The 25,851-nt window shown below is 41.6% G+C and carries 18 protein-coding genes, 7 tRNA genes and 1 pseudogene; 7 read left to right on the forward strand and 19 right to left on the reverse strand.

What is annotated here, in order from left to right; translation table 11 throughout:
- Positions 1–486 precede the first annotated feature (486 nt).
- From ACZ5A8_RS07030 to purD, 6 genes are all read right to left on the reverse strand, one after another.
- Complete coding sequence (locus tag ACZ5A8_RS07030) at positions 487–3,081, reverse strand: CheR family methyltransferase (protein ID WP_464534049.1); 2,595 nt, start codon at positions 3,079–3,081, stop codon at positions 487–489.
- A 12-nt stretch (positions 3,082–3,093) separates the two neighbouring features.
- Positions 3,094–4,305: an ISAzo13 family transposase gene (locus tag ACZ5A8_RS07035; RefSeq protein WP_464529477.1), complete on the reverse strand. Its 1,212-nt coding sequence runs from the start codon at positions 4,303–4,305 to the stop codon at positions 3,094–3,096.
- Between the two features lie 79 nt (positions 4,306–4,384).
- The gene (locus tag ACZ5A8_RS07040; protein WP_464533022.1) at positions 4,385–4,888 is read right to left on the reverse strand and encodes a chemotaxis protein CheB; all 504 of its coding nucleotides are present in this window, start codon (positions 4,886–4,888) and stop codon (positions 4,385–4,387) included.
- A 454-nt stretch (positions 4,889–5,342) separates the two neighbouring features.
- Positions 5,343–5,427 (reverse strand) — tRNA-Leu (locus ACZ5A8_RS07045).
- A 239-nt stretch (positions 5,428–5,666) separates the two neighbouring features.
- A complete protein-coding gene (argF, locus tag ACZ5A8_RS07050) occupies positions 5,667–6,575 on the reverse strand; it encodes an ornithine carbamoyltransferase (protein WP_464533024.1) in 909 nt (302 codons plus the stop codon).
- 98 nt (positions 6,576–6,673) lie between these two features.
- Positions 6,674–7,975, reverse strand: coding sequence for a phosphoribosylamine--glycine ligase (purD, locus tag ACZ5A8_RS07055; protein WP_464533025.1), 1,302 nt, complete (start codon positions 7,973–7,975; stop codon positions 6,674–6,676).
- Between the two features lie 389 nt (positions 7,976–8,364).
- Between purD and ACZ5A8_RS07060 the strand changes: the two genes are divergently transcribed.
- Complete coding sequence (locus ACZ5A8_RS07060; RefSeq protein WP_464533027.1) at positions 8,365–8,676, forward strand: carboxymuconolactone decarboxylase family protein; 312 nt, start codon at positions 8,365–8,367, stop codon at positions 8,674–8,676.
- Positions 8,677–8,950: 274 nt separating this feature from the next.
- Here the strand turns inward: ACZ5A8_RS07060 and pyrE are convergent, their stop codons facing one another.
- A complete protein-coding gene (gene pyrE, locus ACZ5A8_RS07065) occupies positions 8,951–9,514 on the reverse strand; it encodes an orotate phosphoribosyltransferase (protein WP_464533028.1) in 564 nt (187 codons plus the stop codon).
- A 166-nt stretch (positions 9,515–9,680) separates the two neighbouring features.
- Entirely contained in the window at positions 9,681–10,208 is a 528-nt protein-coding gene (locus ACZ5A8_RS07070; RefSeq protein WP_464533030.1) for a CDP-2,3-bis-(O-geranylgeranyl)-sn-glycerol synthase, read from the reverse strand.
- 296 nt (positions 10,209–10,504) lie between these two features.
- On the opposite strand from ACZ5A8_RS07070, the gene ACZ5A8_RS07075 reads away from it, so the two are divergent.
- The 5 genes and pseudogenes from ACZ5A8_RS07075 (at position 10,505) to ACZ5A8_RS07095 (ending at position 17,099) form a co-directional block, all read left to right on the forward strand.
- Positions 10,505–11,524 (forward strand): cytochrome c-type biogenesis CcmF C-terminal domain-containing protein, encoded by a 1,020-nt coding sequence (locus ACZ5A8_RS07075; protein WP_464533032.1) that lies wholly within the window; start codon positions 10,505–10,507, stop codon positions 11,522–11,524.
- 24 nt (positions 11,525–11,548) lie between these two features.
- Positions 11,549–12,610 (forward strand): cytochrome c biogenesis protein CcsA, encoded by a 1,062-nt coding sequence (gene ccsA, locus ACZ5A8_RS07080; RefSeq protein WP_464533034.1) that lies wholly within the window; start codon positions 11,549–11,551, stop codon positions 12,608–12,610.
- A gap of 1,090 nt (positions 12,611–13,700) precedes the next feature.
- Positions 13,701–14,099 carry a transcriptional regulator protein gene (locus ACZ5A8_RS07085; protein ID WP_048126797.1) on the forward strand — a complete coding sequence of 133 codons (399 nt, stop codon included), beginning with the start codon at positions 13,701–13,703 and terminating at the stop codon, positions 14,097–14,099.
- Between the two features lie 291 nt (positions 14,100–14,390).
- A pseudogene (locus ACZ5A8_RS07090) lies at positions 14,391–15,570 on the forward strand (IS256 family transposase).
- Positions 15,571–15,854: 284 nt separating this feature from the next.
- A complete protein-coding gene (locus ACZ5A8_RS07095; protein WP_464530608.1) occupies positions 15,855–17,099 on the forward strand; it encodes an IS110 family RNA-guided transposase in 1,245 nt (414 codons plus the stop codon).
- Between the two features lie 179 nt (positions 17,100–17,278).
- Here ACZ5A8_RS07095 and ACZ5A8_RS07100 read toward each other — a convergent pair whose 3' ends face one another.
- From ACZ5A8_RS07100 to ACZ5A8_RS07135, 8 genes are all read right to left on the reverse strand, one after another.
- Positions 17,279–17,485 (reverse strand): MoaD/ThiS family protein, encoded by a 207-nt coding sequence (locus tag ACZ5A8_RS07100; protein WP_416182822.1) that lies wholly within the window; start codon positions 17,483–17,485, stop codon positions 17,279–17,281.
- On the reverse strand, positions 17,482–17,610 hold the full coding sequence (locus tag ACZ5A8_RS07105) for a hypothetical protein (protein WP_255420867.1): 129 nt from the start codon (positions 17,608–17,610) through the stop codon (positions 17,482–17,484). Before ACZ5A8_RS07105 ends, ACZ5A8_RS07100 begins: the two co-directional genes overlap by 4 nt.
- A 498-nt stretch (positions 17,611–18,108) precedes the next feature.
- A tRNA-Gly gene (locus ACZ5A8_RS07110) sits at positions 18,109–18,180 on the reverse strand.
- 12 nt (positions 18,181–18,192) lie between these two features.
- Positions 18,193–18,267, reverse strand: a tRNA-Phe gene (locus ACZ5A8_RS07115).
- A 58-nt stretch (positions 18,268–18,325) separates the two neighbouring features.
- Positions 18,326–18,399 (reverse strand) — tRNA-Val (locus tag ACZ5A8_RS07120).
- Between the two features lie 69 nt (positions 18,400–18,468).
- Positions 18,469–18,540: transfer RNA gene (locus ACZ5A8_RS07125), tRNA-Gly, on the reverse strand.
- Positions 18,541–18,555: 15 nt separating this feature from the next.
- Positions 18,556–18,627 (reverse strand) — tRNA-Phe (locus ACZ5A8_RS07130).
- A gap of 226 nt (positions 18,628–18,853) precedes the next feature.
- Positions 18,854–18,927: transfer RNA gene (locus tag ACZ5A8_RS07135), tRNA-Val, on the reverse strand.
- Between the two features lie 287 nt (positions 18,928–19,214).
- Here ACZ5A8_RS07135 and ACZ5A8_RS07140 point away from each other — a divergent pair.
- The gene (locus tag ACZ5A8_RS07140) at positions 19,215–20,531 is read left to right on the forward strand and encodes a methanogenesis marker 16 metalloprotein (RefSeq protein ID WP_464533036.1); all 1,317 of its coding nucleotides are present in this window, start codon (positions 19,215–19,217) and stop codon (positions 20,529–20,531) included.
- Positions 20,532–21,186: 655 nt separating this feature from the next.
- On the opposite strand, the gene comE is transcribed toward ACZ5A8_RS07140, so the two are convergent.
- The 3 genes from comE to ACZ5A8_RS07155 form a co-directional block, all read right to left on the reverse strand.
- Positions 21,187–22,341, reverse strand: coding sequence for a sulfopyruvate decarboxylase subunit beta (gene comE / locus ACZ5A8_RS07145; RefSeq protein ID WP_464533037.1), 1,155 nt, complete (start codon positions 22,339–22,341; stop codon positions 21,187–21,189).
- A gap of 98 nt (positions 22,342–22,439) precedes the next feature.
- Positions 22,440–23,690 (reverse strand): cysteate synthase, encoded by a 1,251-nt coding sequence (locus tag ACZ5A8_RS07150; RefSeq protein WP_464533039.1) that lies wholly within the window; start codon positions 23,688–23,690, stop codon positions 22,440–22,442.
- 626 nt (positions 23,691–24,316) lie between these two features.
- Entirely contained in the window at positions 24,317–24,862 is a 546-nt protein-coding gene (locus tag ACZ5A8_RS07155) for a hypothetical protein (RefSeq protein WP_464533040.1), read from the reverse strand.
- Positions 24,863–25,851 lie beyond the last annotated feature (989 nt).

The raw sequence follows: 25,851 nt of genomic DNA on the forward strand, positions 1-25,851 counted from the left end.
AATTTGAACGACTCTGTTTTCCTTTTGTCACTACAAAAAGTAGGATCTATCATTTTTTCCTGATGCATAGGTTTCATGTAAAAACCTGTGTAACTACAAATCAGAAAAATATAGCCATTTTCTTGGAATTTACAGCAAATTTGCGATACTGCCAAGTTGGATAAGGTACATACAACAGATATTCTTTGACCAAAGAAATTCTTGAGTATTCAATGTACATGAATAGATTTTACATTAAATTCTCTGCATCCTCAGCCCTTTTGTACAGTAAGCCACCATCCGAGAAGTCATTTATTACAAGGGGAGCGCGGAGGGTCACGAATACCCCGTCCTTAAGAGGTTGTCCGACAATTATTGATAGTAATAAAAAAGTGCTAAAAAGAAAGCAAATAAATCCTTTAAATCAAAAAAGAAGGAGTTTTTCTATTACTGAAGGTAATTGTCGGACAGCCTGTTTAGGGTGGGGTGGCCGCCCTCAATTTGATTTTAGTCATGGCCTTCCTTCTTCTTGTTTCCTGAGTTGATCTCCAGCTCAGTTGTTGCAATGGCATACACCTCACCAGCTTCATTCACCAATGAGGTGGCAGTCAGCCACACTTCCACGATCCGGCCGTCCTTGGCGAGCCGCTGGGTGCGGTAAGGTTCCAGGACCGCAGCGTTGTTAAGCTTCTTCAGCGTGGCCAACTCTTTTTCTTTTTTGCTCTCCGGGATAAGGCTACTAATGTTCATCGTGAGTGCCTCGGCTTCACTCCAGCCGTATATCCTTTCAGCCCCCTTATTCCAGGCAGTTATGTGGCCCTCCAGATCTTGCATTATTATAGCATCTCTCGCATCGTGCACCACTGCAGCCAGACGGCGAATAGCCTTAGCTTCTTTCATAATATCCTCTGCCCGTTTTATCTCGTTAATATCAGTGAAAGTAATCACAGCCCCCCTGATAACGTTTTCAATGGTGCGATAGGGTCGGATGCGCAGCAGGTACCACACGCTTTTCTTGGTCTGGACTTCAATATCTTTGGGCGCCAGAGTGTCTAGCACCTCCTTTATGTCCTCTACCAGGCGGTCATAACCCAGCAGGTTCGAGACTATGTGCCCAACAGGCCGTCCCACATCTGTCGGGATCAGATTGATCACCTGTGTCACTTGAGGAGTGAAGCGCAGGATGTGCATTTGATGGTCCACAAAAATAGTGCCTATACCAGTGCCGGCCAGAAGGTTATTCATATCATCAACGGCCTGAGAAAGATCTGCTACCTTATTTTGCAGTTCAGTATTGACCGTAGTCAATTCCTCGTTAACTGACTGCAGTTCCTCCCTGGATGTCTCCAGTTCCTCGTTGGTTGATTGCAGTTCCTCGTTGACTGACTGCATCTCTTCGTTTGAGGATTTGAGTTCTTCATTGGAAGTCTCCAGTTCTTCATTGGAAGCTTTGAGATGCTCTTCTTTAATCTGCAGTTCCTGCTTCAGCTCTAAGATGCGTGTGTCAACACCCGTTGATTTCTCGCAGGCGCCTTCACTGGCACCTAATATGATGTCCTTCGAGCTTTGCCTCTGCTCCGAGGTCTTCGCTTCCTCAATTATAACCAAAAACAGGTTTGGCATGTCTGTTTCGTCAGAGCCTACAACCACAGGTCTTAACGCCAGATTGACTGTAGTGAAATCACCATTGGTTTTGACCCGCAGCCCGGAGCGGAATACCGGCTCTTTACGTACCACTGCTATGTGCAGGGCCGTGGCCAACTCCTGCTTCAATCCCTCACGGGCTGTCTTCAGGATATTATTCGGGCCAGCCTCACCAGAAACTATTTCCAGGTACATGCCGCTACGACCATGAATATATAGGATATCTCCACGTTTGTCTACGAGCACGCCGACAGAGGTGTAATGTTGCAGCATAGCCTGTTCAGTCAGCTCACGTAGTTGAGGTTTGCTTTCGATAGGAGCCTTGCTGAAAGGCTTTTTGGTCTCTCCGGTTTTCGATCGTGGTGGGGTAAATGCCCCTATGAGAAGGGGCCCACTACTAATATCCTTTTTTCGAAACAGCTTCGACTTACGATCCAGCGTTTCAAAAAGGTTCTCGAATTCTCCCAATGTCTCAGAGGGGCCGAGGAAGAGATATCCATCTTTGTCCAAAGCGTAGTGGAAGAGGGGGATGAGCTTTTTCTGCAATTTCCTTTCCATATAGATCAACAAGTTTCGACAACTGAGCAGGGCAAGTTTGGAGAATGGGGGGTCTCTGATAATGTCGTGCTCGGAAAAAATTATCATATCACGGATCTTTTTCTGGATTATGTAATTTCCGTTTGAATCCTGGGTAAAGAAGAGCTTCAGCCTTTCCGGTGAGATATCGATGGAGATGGTGGGAGGATAGACGCCACTGCGAGCCTTTATGATAGCCCGGCTGTCGATATCGGTTGCGAAGATTTGTACCTTGAAATTTTTCTTCAACATTTGCGTCTGTTCTTTTAGCAGGATGGCAATTGAATAAGCCTCCTCACCTGTGGAGCAGCCGGGAACCCAGATCCTTATCGTTGACTCCTGGTGTCTGCCGTTAAAGAGATTCGGGATGACTTTTTCCTTGAGTGCCTCGAAAGCCGTATGATTACGGAAAAAACTGGTGACTCCGATTAGGAGATCTTGAAAGAGCGCATCCACCTCAGCAGGTTTTTGCTGTAAATAAAGCACATAATCGTCCAAACTATTGACATTGGTGATGGCCATACGCCGCTCAATACGTCGGTTGATGGTATTCTGCTTGTAGTCGGAAAAGTCGCGACCAGTTCTGGCGCTTATAATATTTAATATACTTTTCATCGCATCTTCGGGAACAACATGAGGTTTTTTGCCAAACAATTGATTTACATAGGCAATGAGCTGGGCTGGCATCTCAGCCGGCGGTAGGATATGGTCTGCCAGACCTGTAGCTATAGCGCTGCGTGGCATACCGTCGTACTCGCTGGATTCGGGGCTCTGTACCATCACCATGCCACCTGCATCCTTGATCGCACGAGCCCCCAGTGTTCCGTCTTCGCCGGTACCCGAGAGTATAATGCCGATGCTTAGCTCTTGCTTAGGAATGATTGAAAAATAACTTCAAGTTTTAACTTCTGGAATAGCTGTATAATTCCATTTTCCCAAATAATCATCAAAGACAATTTTCATTTTTTCCTTAAAGTTTTCACTTACTTTTCTTCCCGTAGCATAAACTTTATTTTTGATGGTTGAAAACACATTCAATCCTGTGCATGTATACGTCCTATCAACAAGGCTTTTAACAACATCAATAGTGCTGAAAACAGTACCTTTGCAGGCACTTGTAACATGACAGAATAACCTGTGTTCTATTGGATTGTATTTCGAAGTATATGGTGGATAGTGAGCCATTCTGATTTCAATCCCAATTTCATTTACCAGCTTTTGCAGATCTTCCTTGAAAATATAATGCCTGCTTGAGTTGCTTCCACCACCATCTGCTAAGGTTAAAATGCTATTTGCCTTAGGATAGTTTTCCTTACCGTATTTTTCCCACCAGTATTTAATGCAGTCACAACAAAACTCACTTGTATCTTTACTGGTTCCTAAAGTGATGTATCCTTCGTTACGTTTCAGGTCATAAATACCATGTGGAATTACAAAACCATCTGAAAATGTATTGAAATCGTGGTCATATACCTTTACTGTCTGGGTACAGTAGATTTTACCGTCACGGTAGAAATTACCGATGACTTCTTTTTTTACGTCTATACTGATTATCGGATTCTCGCTTTTTACGTACTCTTCTTTGAGCTTGTTAATCTTCTCAAACTGCTCATTTCTGCCTTTACAGTCTTTCATAGTGACAGATTTTTGCATTTTTCTCTTTACAAAACCATGTTTCTTTAAGAGCTGCTTTACTACATGTGGACTTATGTTCATGCCTTTTGCTTCAAAAGCCTTTGAAATGCCCTTGAGACTCAGATTCGTCCATTTTATTTCTTTATCCGTAGGGCTTCCAGCCGTATGATGTTTTAGAATGTCAAAGAAAACTTCATCAATATTTTCAAATGTATCGATGATTTTCTTTTTTCCTCCGCCAGACTTTCGAATCCTGTTACCTGGTTTTTCTATACCATTAGTGATTTCATTAATTCCAGCCATAACAGTTTGAAAATGACAGCCTAGAACACTACTTATGTAGTTTTGTCCCCCATGTCCTAATTTCATTGCTTCTATGGCTGCATATCTTCTTCGATCTTTCTCATTTAAAGTGTTATAAAACGCTTTCATCTGTTTTTCAATTTTTTCAGAATATTTTGTGTGCAGCATTAAAGTAAATTCCTTGTCATTTCTAACAGATTTTAATCAATATTATATGACAATAAAAATACTTTAAATTATATATTTGTTATTCCTTATTCAAAGCCAGAGATCTGAAGAACAAATTAATCGGCAGGTGAAGGCCACGTGGCTCGGTCCGTTCCTGCATCTGTAGCGTTCCATACTCAAGAATCATGTCGTAGTTAGGTGGAATTACATAGATGCAATTCGGCTGGACAACCATTCCGTCTTTTACTTCATAAACCGGTATATGTGTATATCGCCCAATCAGGTCAGTGAGCATGCTTTTGTGGATTGGATCCAGATGCTGAACTACGACAAAGGCCACGCCAGGATTGGTGTCGTCGGAAATAGCTGAAAAGAAATTTTCGAACGCAGCCAGCCCGCCAGCTGATGCACCGATCCCCACAATGGGAAAGTCCGATGTTAAGGATTTGTTCGAGTCTGTGTCCATAGCACGGGGGTTAATTACAGGGTTTTCTTCTGAAGTATGCAGCTGCTCTTCTTTTGATCTCCCGATTTTTTCCTTGATTTTAGCTACCTTTTCGACCATATTTTCGCATCCTTTCATGCCTGAAACCGAATTTTATAATGCCTTTAGCATACACTAGACGATCGCTAGTAGCCACCAGGTTTACGTATATATCCTATGCTTAGGTTTTGAACTATAAGCGATGGTAAAATCTGGAGTTTTTCCTCTTGATTTCACATCTTGATAAGGATTGATAAATGCAGTATAAAATACTTAAATTTATAAAGTCACTATGAAACAAAATATGTAATTATAGCCTTCTAAGTAAAAAAAGCACTCCTCAAATTACGAAAATAGGTGTGTCGTCAGAGCCTATCCGAAAAGTCAATAATTGCAATTGTAAAAATTGCAATCGATCCATAATGTCGAGTTCAATTCTAGTTTTGCATGTTGACAGTGGCAGATATCGTAACTCACAATACTTCTCGGATAAGATGAAATGCATATAAAATTAGATAATTTTAAGCACAAATAAGAGTTAATTAAAAACGAGTGCGAGAGGTGCGATTCGAACGCACGAACTCCTACAAGACTGGACTCTGAATCCAGCGCCTTTGACCTGGCTGGGCAACTCTCGCAAATTCTTTGACCTGGCTGGGCAACCCTCGCACGATATGGCTTATGTTGCAGCAGCACATAGTGGCGCTCTTTGTTCTTAAACTTTTTCCTTGAAAGCCCTCTCGGAGGATGAAAAAGCTCTTTAAATTGATAATATATTTATTTTTCCCGAGTTAAATCGCTTATATTGGAGTTTATTCTGCAACCATTCGGGAATTTGAAAATTCCAGAAATAAGTATGGAAAATTGATGAAATTTTTTATTTCATCAATTTCAGGATAAGGGCTTTCTGGGCATGCAGGCGGTTTTCTGCCTCTTCAAAGACTACGGAGTTCGGGCCGTCTATGACTTCGTCCGTAATCTCAAGGCCTCTTCGGGCGGGCAGGCAATGCATTACTATTACGTCCGGCTTTGCGACTCCAAGGAGTTCGGTATTGACCTGGAAAGAAGTAAAGGTTCTCAGGCGCTTTTCCTGCTCTGCTTCGTCGCCCATGGAGACCCAGACATCCGTATATATAATGTCTGCGTCTTTTGCAGCATCTCTTGGGTCGTCCGTGATGGTAAATTTGCCTCCGAGAGCTTTTGCCTGTTCAAGGAATTCGGCTTTGGGCTCATAGCCTTTAGGACAGGCAATCACGAACTCCATTCCCATAATTGCCGAGCCTAGCAGGGCGGAGTTGCAGACGTTGTTTCCATCGCCTATCCAGGCGAATTTCAGGCCTTCAAATCTCTGCTTGTATTCCATGATAGTCATGAAATCGCCAAGGATCTGGCAGGGGTGTTCCCGGTCTGATAAGGCATTGATCACGGGTATAGTCGAATATTCGGCAAGCTTTTTTACTGTCTCGTGACTCATAACCCTGGCCATGATTCCATGCAGGTAACCGGAAAGGGTTCTGGCTGTGTCTTCAATGGTTTCGCCTCTTCCTACCTGGATGTCCCTAGAATTAAGGTAGAGAGCATGCCCTCCGAAATCTGTCATTGCGACTTCAAAGGATACCCTTGTCCTTGTAGAGGATTTTTCAAAAATCATTCCAAGGCTTTTGTGCTTCAGGTATTCGGTAGGTTCTCCTGCCTTACGTTTTTTCTTCAGGTCCGCGGCCGATTCAAGGAGTTCGTATATCTCCTCCCGGGACAGGTCAGTTATAGAAAGTACATCTCTCTTCATCGTCTCAAACCCCGACTTCTTACTGGCTGAATTTAAACTTTATATTTACTGCATAGTACTTATCTACACACGGTACTAATGCATAGTTTTTCAAACGGTCAGCCTCTAAGTCCTTTCATATGGTCAATTCTTTTCTGGATAAGATCGGCAGTGCCTATGTCTTTCCGGAAGAAGAGTTTACCCTGAATATTTTCAAGGGCATTCTGGGCGATTTTTTCTGCAGCCTCTATTGTTTCTGCACACCCTACGACAGCAACGGCACGGGAGCCGGTGGTGTAAATTTTCCCTTCTTTTTCATACACGCTTGCATAATAGACTGAAGCTTCTCCTATATTCCCTACAATTACTTCGCTGTCTTTTTCAGGATTATCCGGGTAGCCTGCCGGGACTGCATACTTGCAGACTGTCGCTTTCCTGCTGAACTTTACAGGCAGGTTTCCGAGGGTCCCTTTTACCACAGCAGACATAATTTCTACAAAATCAGTCTCTATAAGGGGGATAACATTCATGGCTTCGGGATCTCCGAATCTGGCATTGAACTCCACGACTTTGGGCCCGCTCGTTGTAAGGATAAACTGCCCGTAAAGGACGCCCTGGTATCCTGCTCCTGTTTCCTCGTACAGGGCTGTTACTGTATGCTGCATAATCTTTTTTGCCTTCTCGATATCTTCCGAAAGCATGAAAGGTAGGATTTCTCCTGCATCAGTGTATGAGCCCATCCCGCCTGTATTTGGTCCGAGATCACCTTCATAAGCCCTCTTATGGTCCTGCACTGCAGGGAAAAAGGCAAGGTTTTTTCCATCCACAAAAGCCTGGAGGGTAAATTCTTCTCCTATGAAACGCTCCTCAATAACTACAGGCCCCTTTTCCAGGAGTTCACTTGTATATTCCATGGCAGCTTTGAGGTCAGGGAGCTGGTCACCCATAACTTTTACCCCTTTGCCGCCTGTAAGCCCTGAGGGCTTGACTGCAACATCGCCCAGCTTTTCAATAAAAGCATGAGCAGGAGCTTCTTCTGTAAAAACTTCATAGGCAGGGCAGCCTTCGATCCCATATTTCTTCATGAAATTCCTTGCCCATGCCTTATCAAACTCAATAACCGCACAGGCTTTTTTAGGGCCTACAACAGGGACCCCGGCTTCCCAGAGGGCATCTGCAACTCCTGCTGCAAGCGGAGCTTCAGGGCCCACAAAAGCCATCTCAATGTTCCTGGCTTTCGCATACTCAACAATTTTTGCAACCTCGGTTTCCTTTTCGAGCAGGAAATCCTCACAGAGTGCCGCAATTCCTGGGTTTTTCTTTGCCATTAACGCATAAAGGACCGGGTTATGCTTGCTTTTCTTAATTCCTTCGGCAATTGCGTGTTCCCTTCCGCCGCCGCCGATAAGCAAAATCTTCATTTTCATTCTCCTTGTTCAAAAAAACTTGTTTTTAACGTGAAATTTGTTCTTGATACTCAATGAGGGAATATAATGAAGAAAAGGTGATGGATTATGGAGTTCGCAAAACCTTTCTTTCTATTTTAAAAATATTTTTATCTTTATAATCAATATTTTTAATCAACAACACAATAAAGGATTCCCTAATTCTCTATTTCTTCCGATAAATATCTTCTCATTGTTAAGCTTCTAATTTATATAAAAATCCAGTTAGTTTTAATTTCTTTTATGAGTTTCGCCTTCCATTCTCCTTTAAAAAGTTATTTTAATACTTTTTACCAAAATAAAATTCTGACCAGTTATACTTTAAATAAATTTAGCCTAATAAAGTCCTTTAAGAGATGAAATCTATGAACCAAAATCCATACGAAATATTCCTGAATGAATGTCCTGAAGTTGCAGCACGTTTTAATGACCTTATTGAAGCTCAAAAGGCTTTAAAAGGACTGGATGCTAAATCAAAACAGCTAATCAACATTGCTATCCAGACCGCGAATAGAAATCCGAGAGGTGTGCAGATGCATGCAGTGATGGCAAAAACCGAAGGCGCAACTCGCGAAGAAGTTGTAGGCGCTGTGGTCTTAAATCTTCATCATTCCGGTTTTGCGGTAGTTCTTGATTGCCTTCCTGCAGCTATTAAAGGATTTGAAGGTGAATTTTGAGTTGTACTAAAATTTGAAATAATGCTCCACCATATTCTTTTTAAATTTTCTAAGCTTTTTTCCGGGAAGGGCAGCCAGGCAAGCTGGCAGGGCATTTATATCCCTGTGAATAAAAAGCGATTTTTGAGGTCAGGGGAAGCACCTCTTGTGCAAAATGGGGTACCTCTCTATAACATCCAGATTCCCTTAAAATACATAAGTTCAGAGTTGTTTTTTTCTAGCTGACATGCCTGTGCAGCCGAATGAGGCTTGGGAAAGTGCCGGAGCACCTACTCTACTTTAGCAGGTCGCTTGCACTTACCAGAGGCACAAGTTCAGCATTTGCTCCCTTCAGTTTTTCCCTGGCCCCTTCTTCTCTGTCCACCACTGTAATTACGTATTTGACATGGGCTCCGGTCTCCCTGACCACCTCAATTGCATCTCTAACCGAGCCTCCGCTGGTTGTTACATCTTCGAGCATTACTAGCCTGTCTTCAGGCTTCAGGTCTCCTACAAATCTGCTTTTTGTGCCATAGTCCTTGATAGTTTTCCTTACTATCAGCAGGGGAAGTTCAGTTTCCAGGGAAACAGCGGTTGCCAGGGGGACACCTCCAAGCTCTACACCTGCAACTGTATCCACATCCATTTCTTTTATCCTGAGGGCTGCCTGCCTGGCAATAATTTTCAGGGTTTTCGGGTCGGTACTGGCTCTCTTGATGTCGATATAATACTTGCTTTTCTTTCCCGAAGCGAGTGTAAAGTCCCCGTAGCGGACAGCTCCGCAAGCTTTGAGGGCTGCGATCAGTTCCTGTTTCTGTGTTTCGAATCCATTTCCTGTTTCTGGGTTTGATTTGCTCATTCTCTCACCGTTATTGCAGCCTTATTAGCGCTATAAACGTTTTCTAAGGTTTTTCCTGTAATTTATTTTTTTCTGTACTTTTTCTTCAGCAGTTATGCAAGGTTTTCTCATCTTTTTATTGAATTTTTCCTTCTTACAGGGTCTTCATGAATTCTCCACAGGGTTTTCACCAGGGTTCTTTCTTTACACCTATAATATATCCGATTATATTTGTCGTAAGATGGAGCAAAGGCGTCATTATAAGGACTGTAAGCATAATTCCTGTAGTGAAATTACTCACGAACCATTCAGGGGCTGCAAGGTATGTGAATACCCAGGCTCCAACAACAAAGTCAAGCTGGTCTACAAGAGGCAGGGACGCTCCCCTTTTCAGGCCCATTCTGCGCTTGAAAAAGCTCTTGAACATATCCCCGAACAGAGCGCCGGAAGCAAGGGCGAGCACAACTATCAAAGCGCTTGCGTAATCCGGGCCAAATGTGGGCATTTCAATCCCCATAATCTCAAACCCTTTCGAACCCAGCCAGATTTCAATACATCCGGCAAGAAACCCGCAGAAGATGCCTGAAAAGAGCCCTCTGTAGGTTTTCCCGTCTCCGAGAATCCTTCTCCCGTCTTTGTAAGTCCTGCCCCCGTCGATTGGTTTTCCACCTCCGAAAACAGCGGCGAAGGGATTGGGCAAGTATGCAGGAATCATTAGCCAGAATGCTTTGATTATCAGCTCGATCGTGGTATCATCTCTCTATCCGGTATTCCTTTTTTCCTGGGGCAGAAATTAACTCCCTTCCATAACTTCATCCTTTTTATCTTTCTCTATCTCTTGCCATCAAAGATAGAGCAGAAGATAGGATAATTGATCTCTCGCTGCCCTCTTCAAGAATCCTTCAACTTTTTCAGGTACGTTTAAATAATGGGCTTAAGTAAATATTATCCCTATTTAATTGTATTTATTTTATTAAGTTATATTTTTTATTCACATTTTCAAGGTTTTTTATGAGAAAGCTAAGCAATGTTCTCACAGTCCGCAACACCATGCTTGCCACAGTTTCAGTGCTGGTGCTGCTTGCCGCTCTGATAACGATGGGACTTTTAACCCCTTTCATCGTTAGAGTCAGTACAGGAGAAGAAATCCTGCTTGATGCTGCCTATTTTAATCTGCGTGCAGCTCTGCCTACTCTTGCCCTTGTAATGTTGCTGACTCTGTGTCTTCCGATCGGGAGCGCAGGGAAAAAAGAAGGTCTTCTGGTGCTGGGGTTAGGTATTGCAGGTTCCGCACTTTCGGTTGCTTTTTCCCCGTTTTCAAGTATGCCTGTTAATATCTCGTTTCCGCTCCTTGCAGCAGCCTTTTTTGCGGTTATTTACAGGCTGCTTTCTTCGAAAGAAAAGACACTGAAAGGAACTCTACGGAGGACAGGTTCTCATATTATCCACCTTGGAGCGGTCCTGCTCCTTATCGGGATTGTTTTCAGCACCAATATGAGCCTTGAGGATTCTGCTGTGGTTCCTATGGGGGAAGTGAGTACTTTCAAGTCCATGGGTTACAGCGTCCATATTACCAACATAACATCCGGAATCGAAGGAGAACCTTATGGAGGTTATTCGGGTTCTGCTTACATAAGCACAATCGATTTTGATGTGTACAGGTGGGGCCAGCCTTTTGACAGCGGAAAGATAAAATATATAAGTGACTTCAAATGGCAGCAGTCCTACACCGAGACCTACATTCACAGAGGACTTCTGGAAGAACTTTTTATCGCTCCAAAATCCGTAGATACACAAGCTCAGACTGTGGAACTTTATATCCGGAAGGTACCTTTCATGACCTCTCTCTGGGGTGGGTTTTATCTGATGGTTCTGGGAGTCCTGATTCTCTTCCTTTCGGATTCTCTTGCAGGGGAAAAAGGTGCCCAGGGAAATGACCTTTCCGGAAATCGTTCTTCTCAAAGAGGTTCTCAGGTAAATGAAAACAAAAATGGAAACACAAAGAAATGTGTTAGTAAAAAAAATGTATGAGACGGGTGTGCAGATGGTGATTGTATGAATACTGGAATGGGGCTCATCTGGATAGCTGGAGCTTCAGGGCTGCTTGCTTTTTTTACTTCCCTGCTTTACTTCTTAAGGCAGGACAGGAAATTTATAGCCCTTTCTGAAAAGCTGGAACTTATAGGAGGGTCGTCACTGATAGTCGCGATCCTCCTGCTTGCCTATCACCTGTTCGGAGTGGATACGCAATTCAGTTATGTTTTTCAGCACTCCAGCTCTGACCTTGCCTGGCACTACAGACTTTCGGCGCTCTGGGCAGGGCAGGAAGGGTCATTTTTAATCTGGACAGCTTTTATCTTTATAATGCTTGCAGTTACACGCTTCACAGGTGCAGGAAGAGTGCTCAGGGACACAGATCTCTTTGCCCTTATCAGATCGGTTTCACTCTTTGTAGCTTCTGTATTCTTGCTGCTACTGGCGTTAAAAAACCCTTTCTCAATGTATTATCTCGCAGGTGCAGGAATACCTGAAGTCACAAACTGGAATCTTTTTGCGGAACCTTTCGTTGTTTCTTACGGGCAGGGCATGAACCCTCTGCTCAGAAACCTCTGGATGGCTATCCATCCCCCTCTTCTGTTCCTGGGCTATGCGGCCTTTACCCTTCCTTTCGCTGCTGCAATTGCAGGCCTTGTCCTTAAGGACAGCAGGTGGTCCGAACTGGCAACAGGCTGGATGCGAGTTTCCTGGCTCTTTCTTACACTTGGGATAGGGTTCGGAGCCTTCTGGGCATACGAAGTTCTTGGCTGGGGTGCCTGGTACTGGACCTGGGACCCTGTAGAAACCTCTTCCCTGATTCCCTGGCTTACGGCAACTGCTTACCTGCATGCAAAGTTCAGGTTCCGCCAAGGAGAGTATGGTTTCATGCTTCCTATGCTCGCACTTGTTTCTTTTGTCCTGGTCATTTTCTCGACCTTTGTCACAAGAAGCGGGCTGTGGGTATCTGTACATTCCTGGCAGGACTTCACAACAGAAGGAATGATAATTGCTTCCTTCCTGCTTATCCTTACAGGTTCAAGCACGATCCTCCTTGCCAGGAGGTACTTTAGTGAGGAGTAATTTTGGACGAAAAGTAATTTTCAGTGAGGGTAGTTTAGCTAAAATTAGTAAGCTAAATGAGTAATCTAAATGAGTAATCTAAATGAGTAATCTAAATCAGTGGCTTAAATCAGCAATTAAAATCTATTAAGGATAAAATTAGCTAAAAGCCACTTGATATAGAGTAAGCAGATAGTTGATAAGCAGCAAGTAGAAATTAATCCGCAGCGAGTGGATAATTAATGTAGAGTAAGTTCCGCGAATAAGAAAGGTTCTGATAAATAAGCTGGGAAAAAAGAGCCCATGAATTTTTATTTCATTCCAGCTTTATCATTTTTATCATCTTTTAATTTTTTTCTTCAGATCTTCTATTTTTTCTCATTTTTGCCCTGATTGAGTGCTTTCCGGAGAAATCTCCTGGAGGTCAGGACGAGGCTGCAGATTTCTCCGATTTTGCGAGATAATTCTTTGAACTGCGCTGAAATGGGAATATAAACATTTCTAAATTATCTTTGACGTTTTATTGTCCGGGTATCTTCCTTTAATTTTTTTGATCAGTACAATTATAATAATTTTGTTGTGATGCCTTCAGGTTTTTATCCGGATCATGGGATTATTATGCCTCTTATGTTTGATTATTTTTTTACATTTACTAATGTCAGGTGTGGTTGAAAGTTTTTCAATTCCCTTTTAATATATACAACTTTAAATAGTATGAGTACATTATTAATTGTTGGAGATGAATAACCTTCTAATTATATACGTATACAGGTTTAATTACTGAACTGATACGTCTCTTCCCATCAATTTCATAAAACGGTTCTCTAGTAGTCGGTTATGAAAATATACTTATTTGTTTTTAATAACCGGTTGTTGGACTTAAAACGCAAACAATCCGCTAGATTGTGAAAAAACGCTTTTTATTTAATTCAAAGTTTTAAAACGGGATAGGTTACCATATAAATATATATATGGTGTAAAACTTTGGAAGTTGGAGTCAGCTTTAACAGGTGATTATGAAAGCTGCCTTTTAAGGTCTGAATAATAATTGCCATTATATTCTTTAGCTGGCAGACTAAATTATAAAAAATTGGAATATGAAGGGGTTATAATGAAAGACTATGAAGTAAAAGTGCTGGACGAAAATGACCACATTTTTATTGAAACGTTACGGAACCTCGGGATGTCAAGGAATGTTGCCACAACTATGGCATATCTTATGAATGTCGACGAAGCTTCATCCCGTGAAATTGAAATAAGTACCGGACTGAGACAGCCCGAAGTCAGTCTTGCAATGAGACTTATGAGGAATCAGTCCTGGGTCAATGTACGTTCGGAAAAGAAACCCGGTAAAGGGCGCCCGATAAAGATTTATTCCCTCGCAGCCCCTGTTGATGAGATCATAAGCTACTATGAAGATAAAATCTACAAAGAATCTCAGGCAACGATCTCAGCAATTAAAAAACTGAAGGTTATGAGCAAAAAGGTGCCTCTTACTCCCTCGAAGTAAAGGATCTCAAAAAAGGGTTAGCTCCATAATGGCTGACAGTTCTCCCTGGAACTCACCATTATGGAAATCAAATCCTTCTATGTTTTACTCATCTGATTTTATCTATTTCAGGCTCTTTTCCTTTCTTTTGTTATTCTGTTCTTTTTCCTTCTTTTCGCAGGCCTTTTTTATTGTCCGGGCTTTTTATTTTCCCTCAATCTTTTTTCAGGGTTTTTTAAGTTTCGGCCACTTAGTAAGTAATTTATAGAAAAGTCCGAATTGGCAGTGTACCGAAAGTTCTGTAAAATATGATTGACTCTGTATCCTTTTCCTTTCACCACAAAAAAAAGAGGATGCAGAGTCAATGGTTAATTTATTCCCACTCATAAAAGATTATCTTGTCGATCAGGAAGATGGAATTCGCCAGCTAATTACCTGGTTTTTAAACCTTGTAATGGAGGAGGAAGCCCTCCTCCAAGCTGGTGCACAACGTTATGAGAGGACAGATTCACGTAAAGCTAGTAGAAATGGCTACAAACCCCGAACTCTCCTGACCAAGCATGGGAAACTCGAATTATTAAAGCCTCAATTCCGTGAGTTTCCCTTTGAAACTCAGGTTTTTGAGAAATATTCAAGAGTTGAAAAGGCCATCTTAACCGCTGTAGCTGAATCTTACCTTCAAGGAGTTTCCACCCGAAGGGTGAAAAAGGTCATGACTGCATTAGGAGTAGGAGAAATTTCAGCCTCTTCTGTTTCCAGGATTACAAAAGAACTGGATGAGAAGGTTGAAGAATTTCTCTCAAAGCCAATAGAACATGAAATCCCTTACTTGCTTATCGATGCGACTTATTTCAAGGTAAGAGATGGGCTTCATTACGAAAACAAAGCTCTCTTTGTAGTTGCTGGGATCAGGGATGACGGTTACCGTGAAATTCTTGGAACAAGATTAGCAGACAGTGAAGCCTCTATGTTCTGGGAAGATCTATTCGATGATCTGAAAAAAAGAGGGTTAAGAGGTGTCAAGTTAATTATTTCTGATGGCCATAAAGGAATACAGAAAGCAGTAAGAGAATCCTTTATTGGATCAAGTTGGCAGATGTGCCATGTACATCTGGCAAGACAAGTTCTCAAGAAAGTGCCAAAAAAGAAGCAGAAAGAAGTGGCTGAGAAGATAAAAGAAGCATTAGTAGACCGTCAGAAGTTGAATGACCTGATTATGGAACTGGATAGTATGGGGTATGAAGGCGCAGCTGATACCCTTGAAAGTTTTCAGTATGATGTAATGAACTATATGCAGTTTCCAGAAAAACACTGGAAAAAAATAAGGACAACAAATATGATGGAGAGGACCAACAAGGAACTCAAAAGAAGAAGCAAGGTAGTTGGAGCATTTCCTAACCAAGACTCAGTATTGAGACTGGTAGTCTCAATACTAATTGATATAAATGAAGACTGGATCACAGGAAACAAGTATATAGTAATGGAACAGTAATCAAAAAAGAAGAGTAAGGGGTAGAGAGTAAATTTTACAGAAAACGCACATGATATTCTTTGAATAACATGCACAACTAAATGAAAGTACTTTACCCCACTTTTTTGGCTATTGAATTCCTTATTACTTTGGGCAGTAAGGTTGTCCTAATTTTGGTTTTTCAAAACCGTCAGAAAACTAATCAGTGAATTGCCATCGAAGGCTCAAGTGTGACTTTGATCACGGATGCTAAATTGGCCTTTGAGGCAATTCCACTGCCCAAATAAATTGGGTGATATTATTTGATGATTGAAGTCATAAACAAAGCTTGTGGTTTAGACATTCACAAACTCTTTTTCATTGCTACAATTCTCAGTAGATCTGGTGAAAAACAACAGCAGCGTTTCGACAGAGATGATGAGGGAATTTTAGCCCTTAAAAATTGGGTAATATCAGAAAAATGTAATGTTGTTGCATGTGAATCAACAAGTGACTTTTGGGTTCCTGTCCATGATTCTTTGATAAAGCATCTACCGGTGATAGTTGGAAATGCGCGAGATATGAAGGTATTTACACATAAAAAAACAGATAAGATTGATTCAGAAGTCATTGCACAACTTGCACTTAATAATATGATTCAGCCATCAAGAGTTTTTCCAAAGGATCATAGAGATTTTAGATCATATGTTCGACTTCGGTTAACACTTGTACAAAAAAGAACAGATCTAAAAAATAAAGCTCACTCAATTCTTGCATCTGAAATGTTAAACCTGAAGAATGTGCTGACAGACATTTTCGGCAAGAATGGCAGAATGATCTTATCAGGAATCTCTTCAGGTAAGACTGTTGACCAGATTATCGCAAGTCTTTCTCCAAATGTTCGTAAAAAAAGTGATCAAATCAGAGAAATTCTTGAGCGAGAAATCTCTCAAAGTGCTGCATTCAGACTTCAGATCTGTCTAAAACTCATAAAAAGTCTTGATGATGAGATCGAAGCTTTAGAAAAAGAAATTTTCAATTATGCTTATAGAAATCATAAGCGAGAAATGGAGATTTTAATGTCAGTTCCAGGTATAGGAGAACTTGGTGCGGCAATTCTACTTGCTGAAATAGGCAATTTCAAGGATTTTTCTTCTGGAGATAAGCTTGCTTCTTGGCTTGGTCTGGTTCCTAATGTGTATCAATCTGCAGATAAATACCACAACGGAAGAATCACAAAGAGAGGATCAAAGAGAGCAAGATGGATTCTGACGCAGATTGCTCAAGCAGCGGCAAGAAAGAATAACAGTAAGTTAAAAGAGTTTTTTAACAGGAAAAAGAAGTCAATTGGACATGCAAAGGCAATTATTGCCTTGGCAAGGAAAATTGCAACGATAATATGGCATCTTATTACGAATGATGAGATGTACGAAGATGAAACTGGATATAAAAAAAGGGAAATTCAAAAGAGAAAGATTGTTGAGACCGAGATATTCTCAGTTGATGAACGAATAAAAATAATTAGTGAAATATTTGCAATAACGCGAAAAGAGGATGAAGAGAGCATGTGAGGAAGATATCCTCATGTACTTTCATGCTAAATTAAGCACACTGCCTCCGAATTTTTAGCATGGCTAAGAAGAGCCTTATTATTGAAGAATAGTTAAACAAAAGTAACCTTGAAATCTATCTAAAAAAGGGGGAAAAAGAAGTTTGTAATAAAGAAGGGATCCTGCCCTTTAAGGGCAGGTCAGCCACCTGTCACAACTTTAAGGATTGTAAGTCTATCGGAACTTATTGCCCCGTCAAGAGGAACAGCATTCCCTCCGTTTAATACAAGTACTGTTTCCTGATTTATGTCCAGCGTATCAAGCAGGTCTTCGTAGGTAGCGGTTTCAGCTATTTCTACGGTCTGCTCGGAAATCTCTCCAGCTTGAATTGTTATGTGTACCTTCACTCTATTGATCCACCGCCGCTTACCTGAATTTCGTCTACAATTTCCTTTATTAACTTCTGCTCCAGTTCATATTCTTTTCTGATGCCTTTCCTTTCTGCATTTCTTTTCTGGAACTTTCCTGTCATGTTCAAAATCTCCTTACGATTTTTCAGGTTTGCAACAAAGTGGGTATAATCTCTTCAAGCAGACTCTTTTGTCTTTTCGAGATGTATATCCAATAATTATAATGATTTTCTATTTTAATTAACTTTGTGGTTAACAATCCCTGGGTTAACATTCTCACATTTTCAGCTGTTAGAACTGCAGTGTACTTTTGTTTCTGAATTTAATTAGTTGTTAACATTGTAACTGATCCCGTTCGAAACATTGACGTAATAAGCTCAGGAGTTACTATTTTAAAATCTATTTTGAGAATATTTGATCAGAAACTAATTGTATTATGAAAAGCCGGCACTTCGAACTTCGTTCTTTAGTATGCGTGTCCCTTTTTAATAATAGTTAAGGGTCTGAAGAGATAATTCTGACAAAAGGCACTCAAATTAAGAAAAAAGTTAAGTAATAAGTAGAAAATGCCCGAAAGAGTCCCAGTAATATTAATGAAAACCGATCAGCAAAACCAGTTATACACCAGCCGGGATTCGAACCCGGGTTCGAGCGTTGGCAACGCCCGGTGATGACCGCTACACTACTGATGTGCTGTGTTTCTATGGTGCCCAGACCCGGATTCGAACCGGGGACAACTGCCTCTTCAGGGCAGCGCTCTCCCACTGAGCTACCTGGGCAGGTAGATGTGACAGTAATATTATTAACTTTAATTAACTGCCAGATTGTTGATTTAAGTGGGCCCGCTGAGATTCGAACTCAGGACCTCCGCCATGTCAAGGCGACGTCATAACCGTCTAGACCACGAGCCCTCTCTGATACTTATTGTTTTTACTCCTTATAACAAAGAATTGCTTGAAATAAGGATACTAAAAAAGCTATACACCAGCCGGGATTCGAACCCGGGTTCGAGCGTTGGCAACGCCCGGTGATGACCGCTACACTACTGATGTGCTGTGTTTCTATGATGCCCAGACCCGGATTCGAACCGGGGACAACTGCCTCTTCAGGGCAGCGCTCTCCCACTGAGCTACCTGGGCACGTAGAAATACCACCGAATCTGCTTTTTAAGAATAAATCTTAAAAGAGACGGTAGTTCTTTTTCAGTCTTGCTTTCCTGAAAAATCTCAGGAAAGATTTTGATCAATTCTAATCAATTCTAATCAATTTTAATCAATTTTAATCAATTTTAATAATTTTAATAATTTTAATAATTTTAATAATTTTAATAATTTTAATAATTTTAATAATTTTAATAATTTTAAGTGGGCCCGCTGAGATTCGAACTCAGGACCTCCGCCATGTCAAGGCGACGTCATAACCGTCTAGACCACGAGCCCTCTACAATGTGTATTGCTTCCGTTTCTCGCACCGAAGTGCAACACCATAGTACGCATCATCATTTATATAAGTTTTGGGTGGTTCGGGCTTTTTCTACTCGAATCAGCTCTCAGAGAGGCAAAAATTTTGTATATTCCTTAAAAAATTTTATTTCTCAGTCCAGTTTACTGGTTATTAATTGTAGAGTGCCTGCTTTTCATCCCGAATATATAATGAGCGTGCCGTCTAAAATATAATGAACATGCCTCTAAAATAGAATGAATACAATATCTCCGCTGAGGGTAATATGAAAGGATCATCGGATAACTCAGAGATACGCAGGACAATCCCGGAAATCCAGGCAAAAATAGATTCCGGAGAGGCTGTGGTCCTTACGGCTGAAGAGATCAGTTCAAGGGTCAGGGCAGGAGACGAAATAAGGCTTGAAGATATTGATGTTGTAACTACCGCAACCCGCGGCATCATGAGCGGAACCTATGCAGTTCTCTCGTTCAAAGTCTCCGAACCTGACTCTTTTGTAAAGGCGTCTGAAGTCCTGATGAACGGGGTGCCGGCAGTCGTTGGGCCCTGCCCTAACGAAAGACTTGGGGTTCTGGACCTTATCGTACTCGGGACTGCTCACAGTAAATCAGATCCCCGCTACGGAGGCGGACACCTTTTCAGAGAGATGGTGGAAGGAAAGAGCATTACTGTTGATGTAACCACAAGCGAAGGCGACCGCTTTTCAGTGGAAACAAGCCTTCCCGAGATACCTTTTGCGCGGCTTCATGCAACCAGGCATGCCTTCAAAAATTACCGGGCGTTCGTAAATCCCGGAAAAGAGGCTATTAAGACCATTTTCCATGCCCTTCCCTTCGAAGGTGAGTTCAGGGAGATGACCTTTTGCGGCTGTGGCGAGTTAAACCCGATTGAAAACGACCCCAAACTCGAAACAATAGGAGTCGGGACAAGGGTACTTATCAACGGAGCCGAAGGGTTTGTTACAGGTCAGGGCACCCGCAGCGCTCCGGATAATCCCAACCTGACGGGTTTTGCAGACCTTCATGATATGACCCCTGAATACATGGGAGGCTTTGCAACTTCAGCGGGACCCGAGATTATCAACACATGGGCTGTCCCTATCCCGGTCCTTTCCCAGGAAATGCTGGAAAATATCCTTAAGCTCGACAGCCAGATCCCGCTCAAGCTGGTAGACCTTGCAGGCAGGATCCCTCTATGTGAGATCACTTACGGGGACGTCTGGAATAATACAGACCTGGATGTAAAATATGAACCGGAGAAATGCATTGACTGCAAGGTGTGCTGTGTAGCTGAAGCATGTCCTATGGATGCCGTAAGTAAAGGAGAAAATGGTGCTGTACACAATCCTGAGCTTTGCTTTAACTGCGGGCTCTGTATTTCAAGGTGCAGAGGGGAAGCCTTCAGCGCAAACATGGGCACTGTCAGATGTGCAACCGGAGGCTGTCTCAGAGATATCAAAGTAACCCTGCGCCAGTCGGACCGTGCCAGGGCAATAAAAGCCGCACAGGAACTTAAAGAACAGGTCCTTGCAGGGAAATTCAGGCTCAAAGAACCTGTGGAGAAAATAAGCTGGAGAGAATAAAACTTAAGATAATTAATCAAAGTTAGCTATTAAAAATAGAAATAAACGCCATAAATGTAAAACGACTGAGTGCGCCTGTAAAAAACAAACAGATAAAAGTAAACAAACAGATAGAAGGAAAGAAACAGATAAAAGGAAATAAATAGATAGAGAGCCGATCCCAAAACTCAGAACTACTTCTCTAAATTGCGAATCTAGAGTAATCAATCGAGTTTTTGATCGCGAAAAACAGCTCTGAGGTTCTTATTGATTTAGAGTGAACCTGGTTTTGGGATGAGCTCAGAAGGAAAGAAACAGATAGAAGGAAACAAACAGATAAAGTAACCGGGGAAACCGATAATTTCCTGTTTCTTTTTGCTTCTTTCTTTTTTTGCCGGGCAGCCAGACAAGCTGGTGAAGGCGCTTGTATTTACCTGTGAATTAAGAAGCAACCTCGGGGTAAAGGAAAGTATTCTCTCAGCCTGTGGGCATTTCTTCAGCTTATTGTTCCTCTTAATTGCGTTGTCGGTTTTTAGGTCGGTTTTTATCCGGCTGACGGCTGGTCCAGGCCCACTGCGGCGCAGGGATAAAAAAACGAAAGATTCTCTCTCGAGTTCTGGAATAGATCAATCAGTTAATAAAGGATCAACAAAACTTTTCTTTTGATATTCTTCTTTTAAAGCGTTTTTGCGTTCAGCGCTTCTTTGAAGCGTTTTGTGGCCTCTTCAGGGCTCATGGGAATGTTCAGGGCGTTTGTGTTTCCTGGCTTCAGGATCACATGGATAAAGGAGGTCTGCCTGGCATTAAGGGAATCTTTGTACACATCTACCAGCTCCTCTTCCGTATTGACCTTATGTGTGTTCTGGATTCCGCAGGCGTTTGCCAGTATTTCCAGGTCAATGTAGCGTAGAGCGCAGGTCTCTTGAGAGCCTGTAGAGCCGTAGGCGCCGTTGTCCAGGGCTATGATGATCAGGTTTTTCGGGGCTTCCTTCCCTATTTCCAGGAGGGCGTTAGGGTTCATGAGAAGGCTTCCGTCCCCGTCGAAGACCACAACCTTCCGGTCCGTGCGCAGGGCAAGGCCGAGACCGATGGAGGAGACAAGTCCCATAGACCCGAACATGTAAAAGTTAAGGTCCCGGTCTCTGGCAGCATAGAGTTCCTTACAGGGGACTCCGAGGTTTGTTACGGTAATTTCTCCGTCCAGTTCGGCTGCCATGGCGGAGATCGCATTGTTCCGGATCATCCGGGGTTCAAGAACTTTCTGTGTCATGCGGAATTTGCAGACCTTTTCTTTCTTCGGCAGCTCCGGGGACTTCTGCGCTTCCCAGGCACAGCAGTCAGAAGCTTCCCACACTTTAGGAGAGACAAGAGCTATGTGGGGCCTGAAATTTTCAAAGGCATCTTTGATCACATTTTCAAGGAGAGGAAGCTTTTCAGCTTCGTCAATTATTGTGTATGCGAGCCCTGCACCTTCCAGGATTGCTGGCAGGTGGACTCCCATGGGGACCTGCGCTTCTATGCCTTCTTTATAAACTCCGCGCCAGCTTGTCAGGATAGGCAGGGGGATTTTACATGTTACGTTCAGGGACTCAAGGACATTGATCATATTCCCAAGCCCAGTGCTCTGGATAAGCATCATGGGCTTCCCGCCTGCAAGATAGATGCCTGCACAGATTCCCACTCCGTTTTCTTCCCTTGTCAATTTGATTTCAGGAAAATTTTCCGAGACCAGGGGAAGCAGGTTCTTGATCCTGTCACAGGGGAGCGTTGCAGCAAGGTCAATACCTGTTTTTTTCATGATTGCTATTACTTCTTCTTCCGGGTTTACCATGCACGTGCCTCTTAAATGCATATATCTTGAGCTTGTTTTCTCTTTTTGTTAGAGCTTTATACAGGTTTTTATTACTCATATGTGGACAGAACAGGAACTCAAATGTTCAGTTCTTCAAGTGGAACATCAGAACTGCTTACAGTAACCGCAGGTTCAACCTGGAAGAGCTTAAAGTCTTCCTTCAGTCGCTTGAAACCTCCGCCTGCAATATTCAGGAGAATGATGTCGTCTTTTCCGACATTTCCGGCTTTTATGGCTTTCAACAGTGAAGCAGCCGCAACTGCGGAAGGTGGCAGGATATCTATCCCTTCAAGGGATTCAAAAAGCGCTTTTGCTTCAAGAGCTTCCTCTTTAGTAACTGCATACATTATCCCGTCCGTATCTACAAGTGCATCATAGAGTCCGCCTGTCACGGAATAGGGTGGTGCCCGGTTGGTAAGCACAGTTGCATAAGTCTCTTCTATCTGTTTCTTTGCATCTTTCATATCAATTTCTGGAATGATCTCTCTTCTTCCTGCCTGCCATGCACTGTACATGGGAACGAAAGGAAGGTTCTGGGCAAGCTGAAGCTTCGGAAGCCTTGAACCAAAACGCCCGTCAGCCCTGAGCCGCAGCGAGGCTTCCCAGGCTGAGATTCCACCTGTGCCACTTCCGACAGCCTGGAAATAGTGGTCAGGCATCTTTCCTATGGCTACGGCTGCGTCCAGCATTACAGTGCCCATCCCTTCCCTTCTTGCAACATTTCTGGCCCCTCCCTCCGGAACCATGCCCGGGAGTTTTGCAAGCCTTCCTGCAAGGTTGATAGCATCGGTATAATCATTTCCCGGAGTCATACTGATAAGGTGAATGGAATCAGACGGTTCTTCAGGTAGCCAGAGCTTCGGAATGCCTGAATCAGGAACCACTATGTAAACATCTGTTCCTGTAAGAGTCGAAGCATATGCAAACGCCCTCCCCGTATTCCCTGCAGAGGCGAGAGCAATGGCTTTTCCCCCGGACTCCTTGAGAAGCTGCATTGTCGGGTGGGCTTCGAGCTCTTTGAAGCTGCAGGTTTTGATAAAAGCCCCTCTCTCAGGCCAGTATCCGCTGAACCCTATGTACAGGTTCGAAAGTCCGAGTTCCTGCGCAAGGGCTTCGCTTTTATACGTGATGGGACCGGCTTCGGTAGTAAGCTCTTCCTGAACCGGGAGCCATGAATGAAATCTCCCTATTCCGGGCTGGTCTCTGAGCTCAAGCCTTTTTTCAAAGTACTCCGCCCGTAAAAGGGAGTCGTCGTCTTCACAGGTTAGCCTGTATTCCTGGCCGTATTCCCTTCCGCATTTCAGACATTTTAATATGAATCTTCCCATTGCTATCAAAGAAAATTGGGTTTCTTTTGCTAAATATATGTTCCTGAAAACTCAACTGGATATCCTTTATGTATTATTAATTGAAATGAATTGTCTTGTTGGGTTAATTGTTTGTAATGAATGGAAGACCGATGAAATGTATTAAGTTAAAAATAGAACGCTAAATGTTATGGCCACTTTTCTTGGGGAGGAGAGTGTCAATCAAATCTGAAACCCAAATTTGACAGATTCTAGTAATTAGTATAGTATATGATTACAAAAACACATAGCTTCAAGGCATATCTTTAGAATTATACAAAGTAGCAAGGAATTTAAAAACATTATACTCAATTTAAAACTGATTGCCAAAAACAAAAGCAACAGACCTATTTATTCATTAGGATATATATGCTTCTGTCAAACTAGGGCTGAAATACTAAGTTCGTCAAATACGCCAGCAATAAGACCATAATGACCAAGATAAGTTGTGAATTCAGAGCTGGGAGAGAGTCATCTAGGTAAAATTGGAAGATATTTTATAAAAAGTATTGGAAGAATTAAAAAATATAAAATTAAGAAATTTTACTGCGGAAAGTAGGTTAGAAGCTTGATATTAAACTTTTTAGCTATTATTAACTAGAGTATCTTTAGCGTGTTCCATATTTTACCGTTTTCTCATAAAAAACGTCTGAAGTTTTTTTAGCGTGCTCAATATTTTGCCTTTTACCGTTGGGGTAAACAAGTGTAAGTACATCTGGCTGCATTCCTAACTCTCTCGAGTCATGGAGGTAATTTTCGTCTCTTTGTCTGGAAATATCCTTTACGTGAATTAAAGCACTGTTTATTCCTATTCTCTGGATCTCTATGTTCTCAAAATCAAAGAAGATCTCCTCTATCTTAGGCTCAAGATGTTTGCTCCCGAACATAAACATATAGACCTGGGCGAAGGGACTTAGCCGGTATTTTATCTGAACATCCGCGTCCGTCTTATCGAATTCGATCACCATACTGTCAATATGGATATATTTCCCTTCCCTGAACTGCTCCATATTAACTCCAGGCGAGACTCTTGCAGCCATTAAAGCAGCCGAAATGATCAGGGCGATTGTAATTATAGCCTTTATTTTCATGTGTCTAACGCTGTATTTGTCTTCTTTTCTATTATATTTATTTCCTGCAGAGGTTTGTTCCATAAGGGTAGATTTCGCTTGATCTTTCCGACGTCCAATTTAACTTTTTATCGGAATATGTGAATTACGAGCTAATGAAGTCTATTGAAGGCCTAATAACGGCAAATAATCATCCAATAGATACTAATCATCCTCTTATTTCAACATATTTTTTATTTCTGGAGTTGTTCTTATAGCCATTAAAGTAGCTGAGATTATCAGGACAACTGCAGTTATCAGTTTTGGGTTCATAGCCCTTATTCAGTAGTAATCTTCTTTACTACATTTATTCATTATAACAACCCTGTTTTCCTTTGCATTTATAATTGCTTAAATTCTAAAATTAATTTCCCTTACTCCATAACATAGGATATTGGCCTTTTTTGCAGATACTTCCAAATATTTTCTATTATATTGTTTAAGAAATTTATAAAACCTTTCAAGCCCGCCTCTGAAACTTGACTTTAAGGAGTGGTGACTTTTATTCTTGTAATTGAGGTTTTGCCATTTTCCACCAAATTCCTTTATTTCCAATAATATTCGACAAAAATACTTATCTTACAAAAAAGTTTATTTAAATCCAGTTAAAATTGATTTAATGCAATTTTATGTCAATAAATTTCATTAAAGAGATTATTAATCTTGTGATATAGGAAAAGCCCCAGTTTAAATTTTCAATACATAATTAATATTTATAATTTTATGCAGTTTGTTGTAATAAATCTTACCAAACATGATTTTTCTAAAAATACCTATTATTATTATTATTATTATTATTATTTAAGTTATCATCATGGATTCAGTATTCAACACCATTTAATTATGATATTTTAAAGGCATTTGATGTAATCTTTTGATCAAATAAATGATTATATTTCATTTTTCTGTTTTTAAAGCATTTTCATCAATTTTGGTAAACCCTCAATTGTGAAAAAATAATTGAATTTATGAGTGTGGATCCAGGGAAAAAATTGAAAAAAATTTCCCTATAAATTTTTTATAGCTACTATAAA

Source organism: Methanosarcina subterranea (assembly GCF_055385895.1).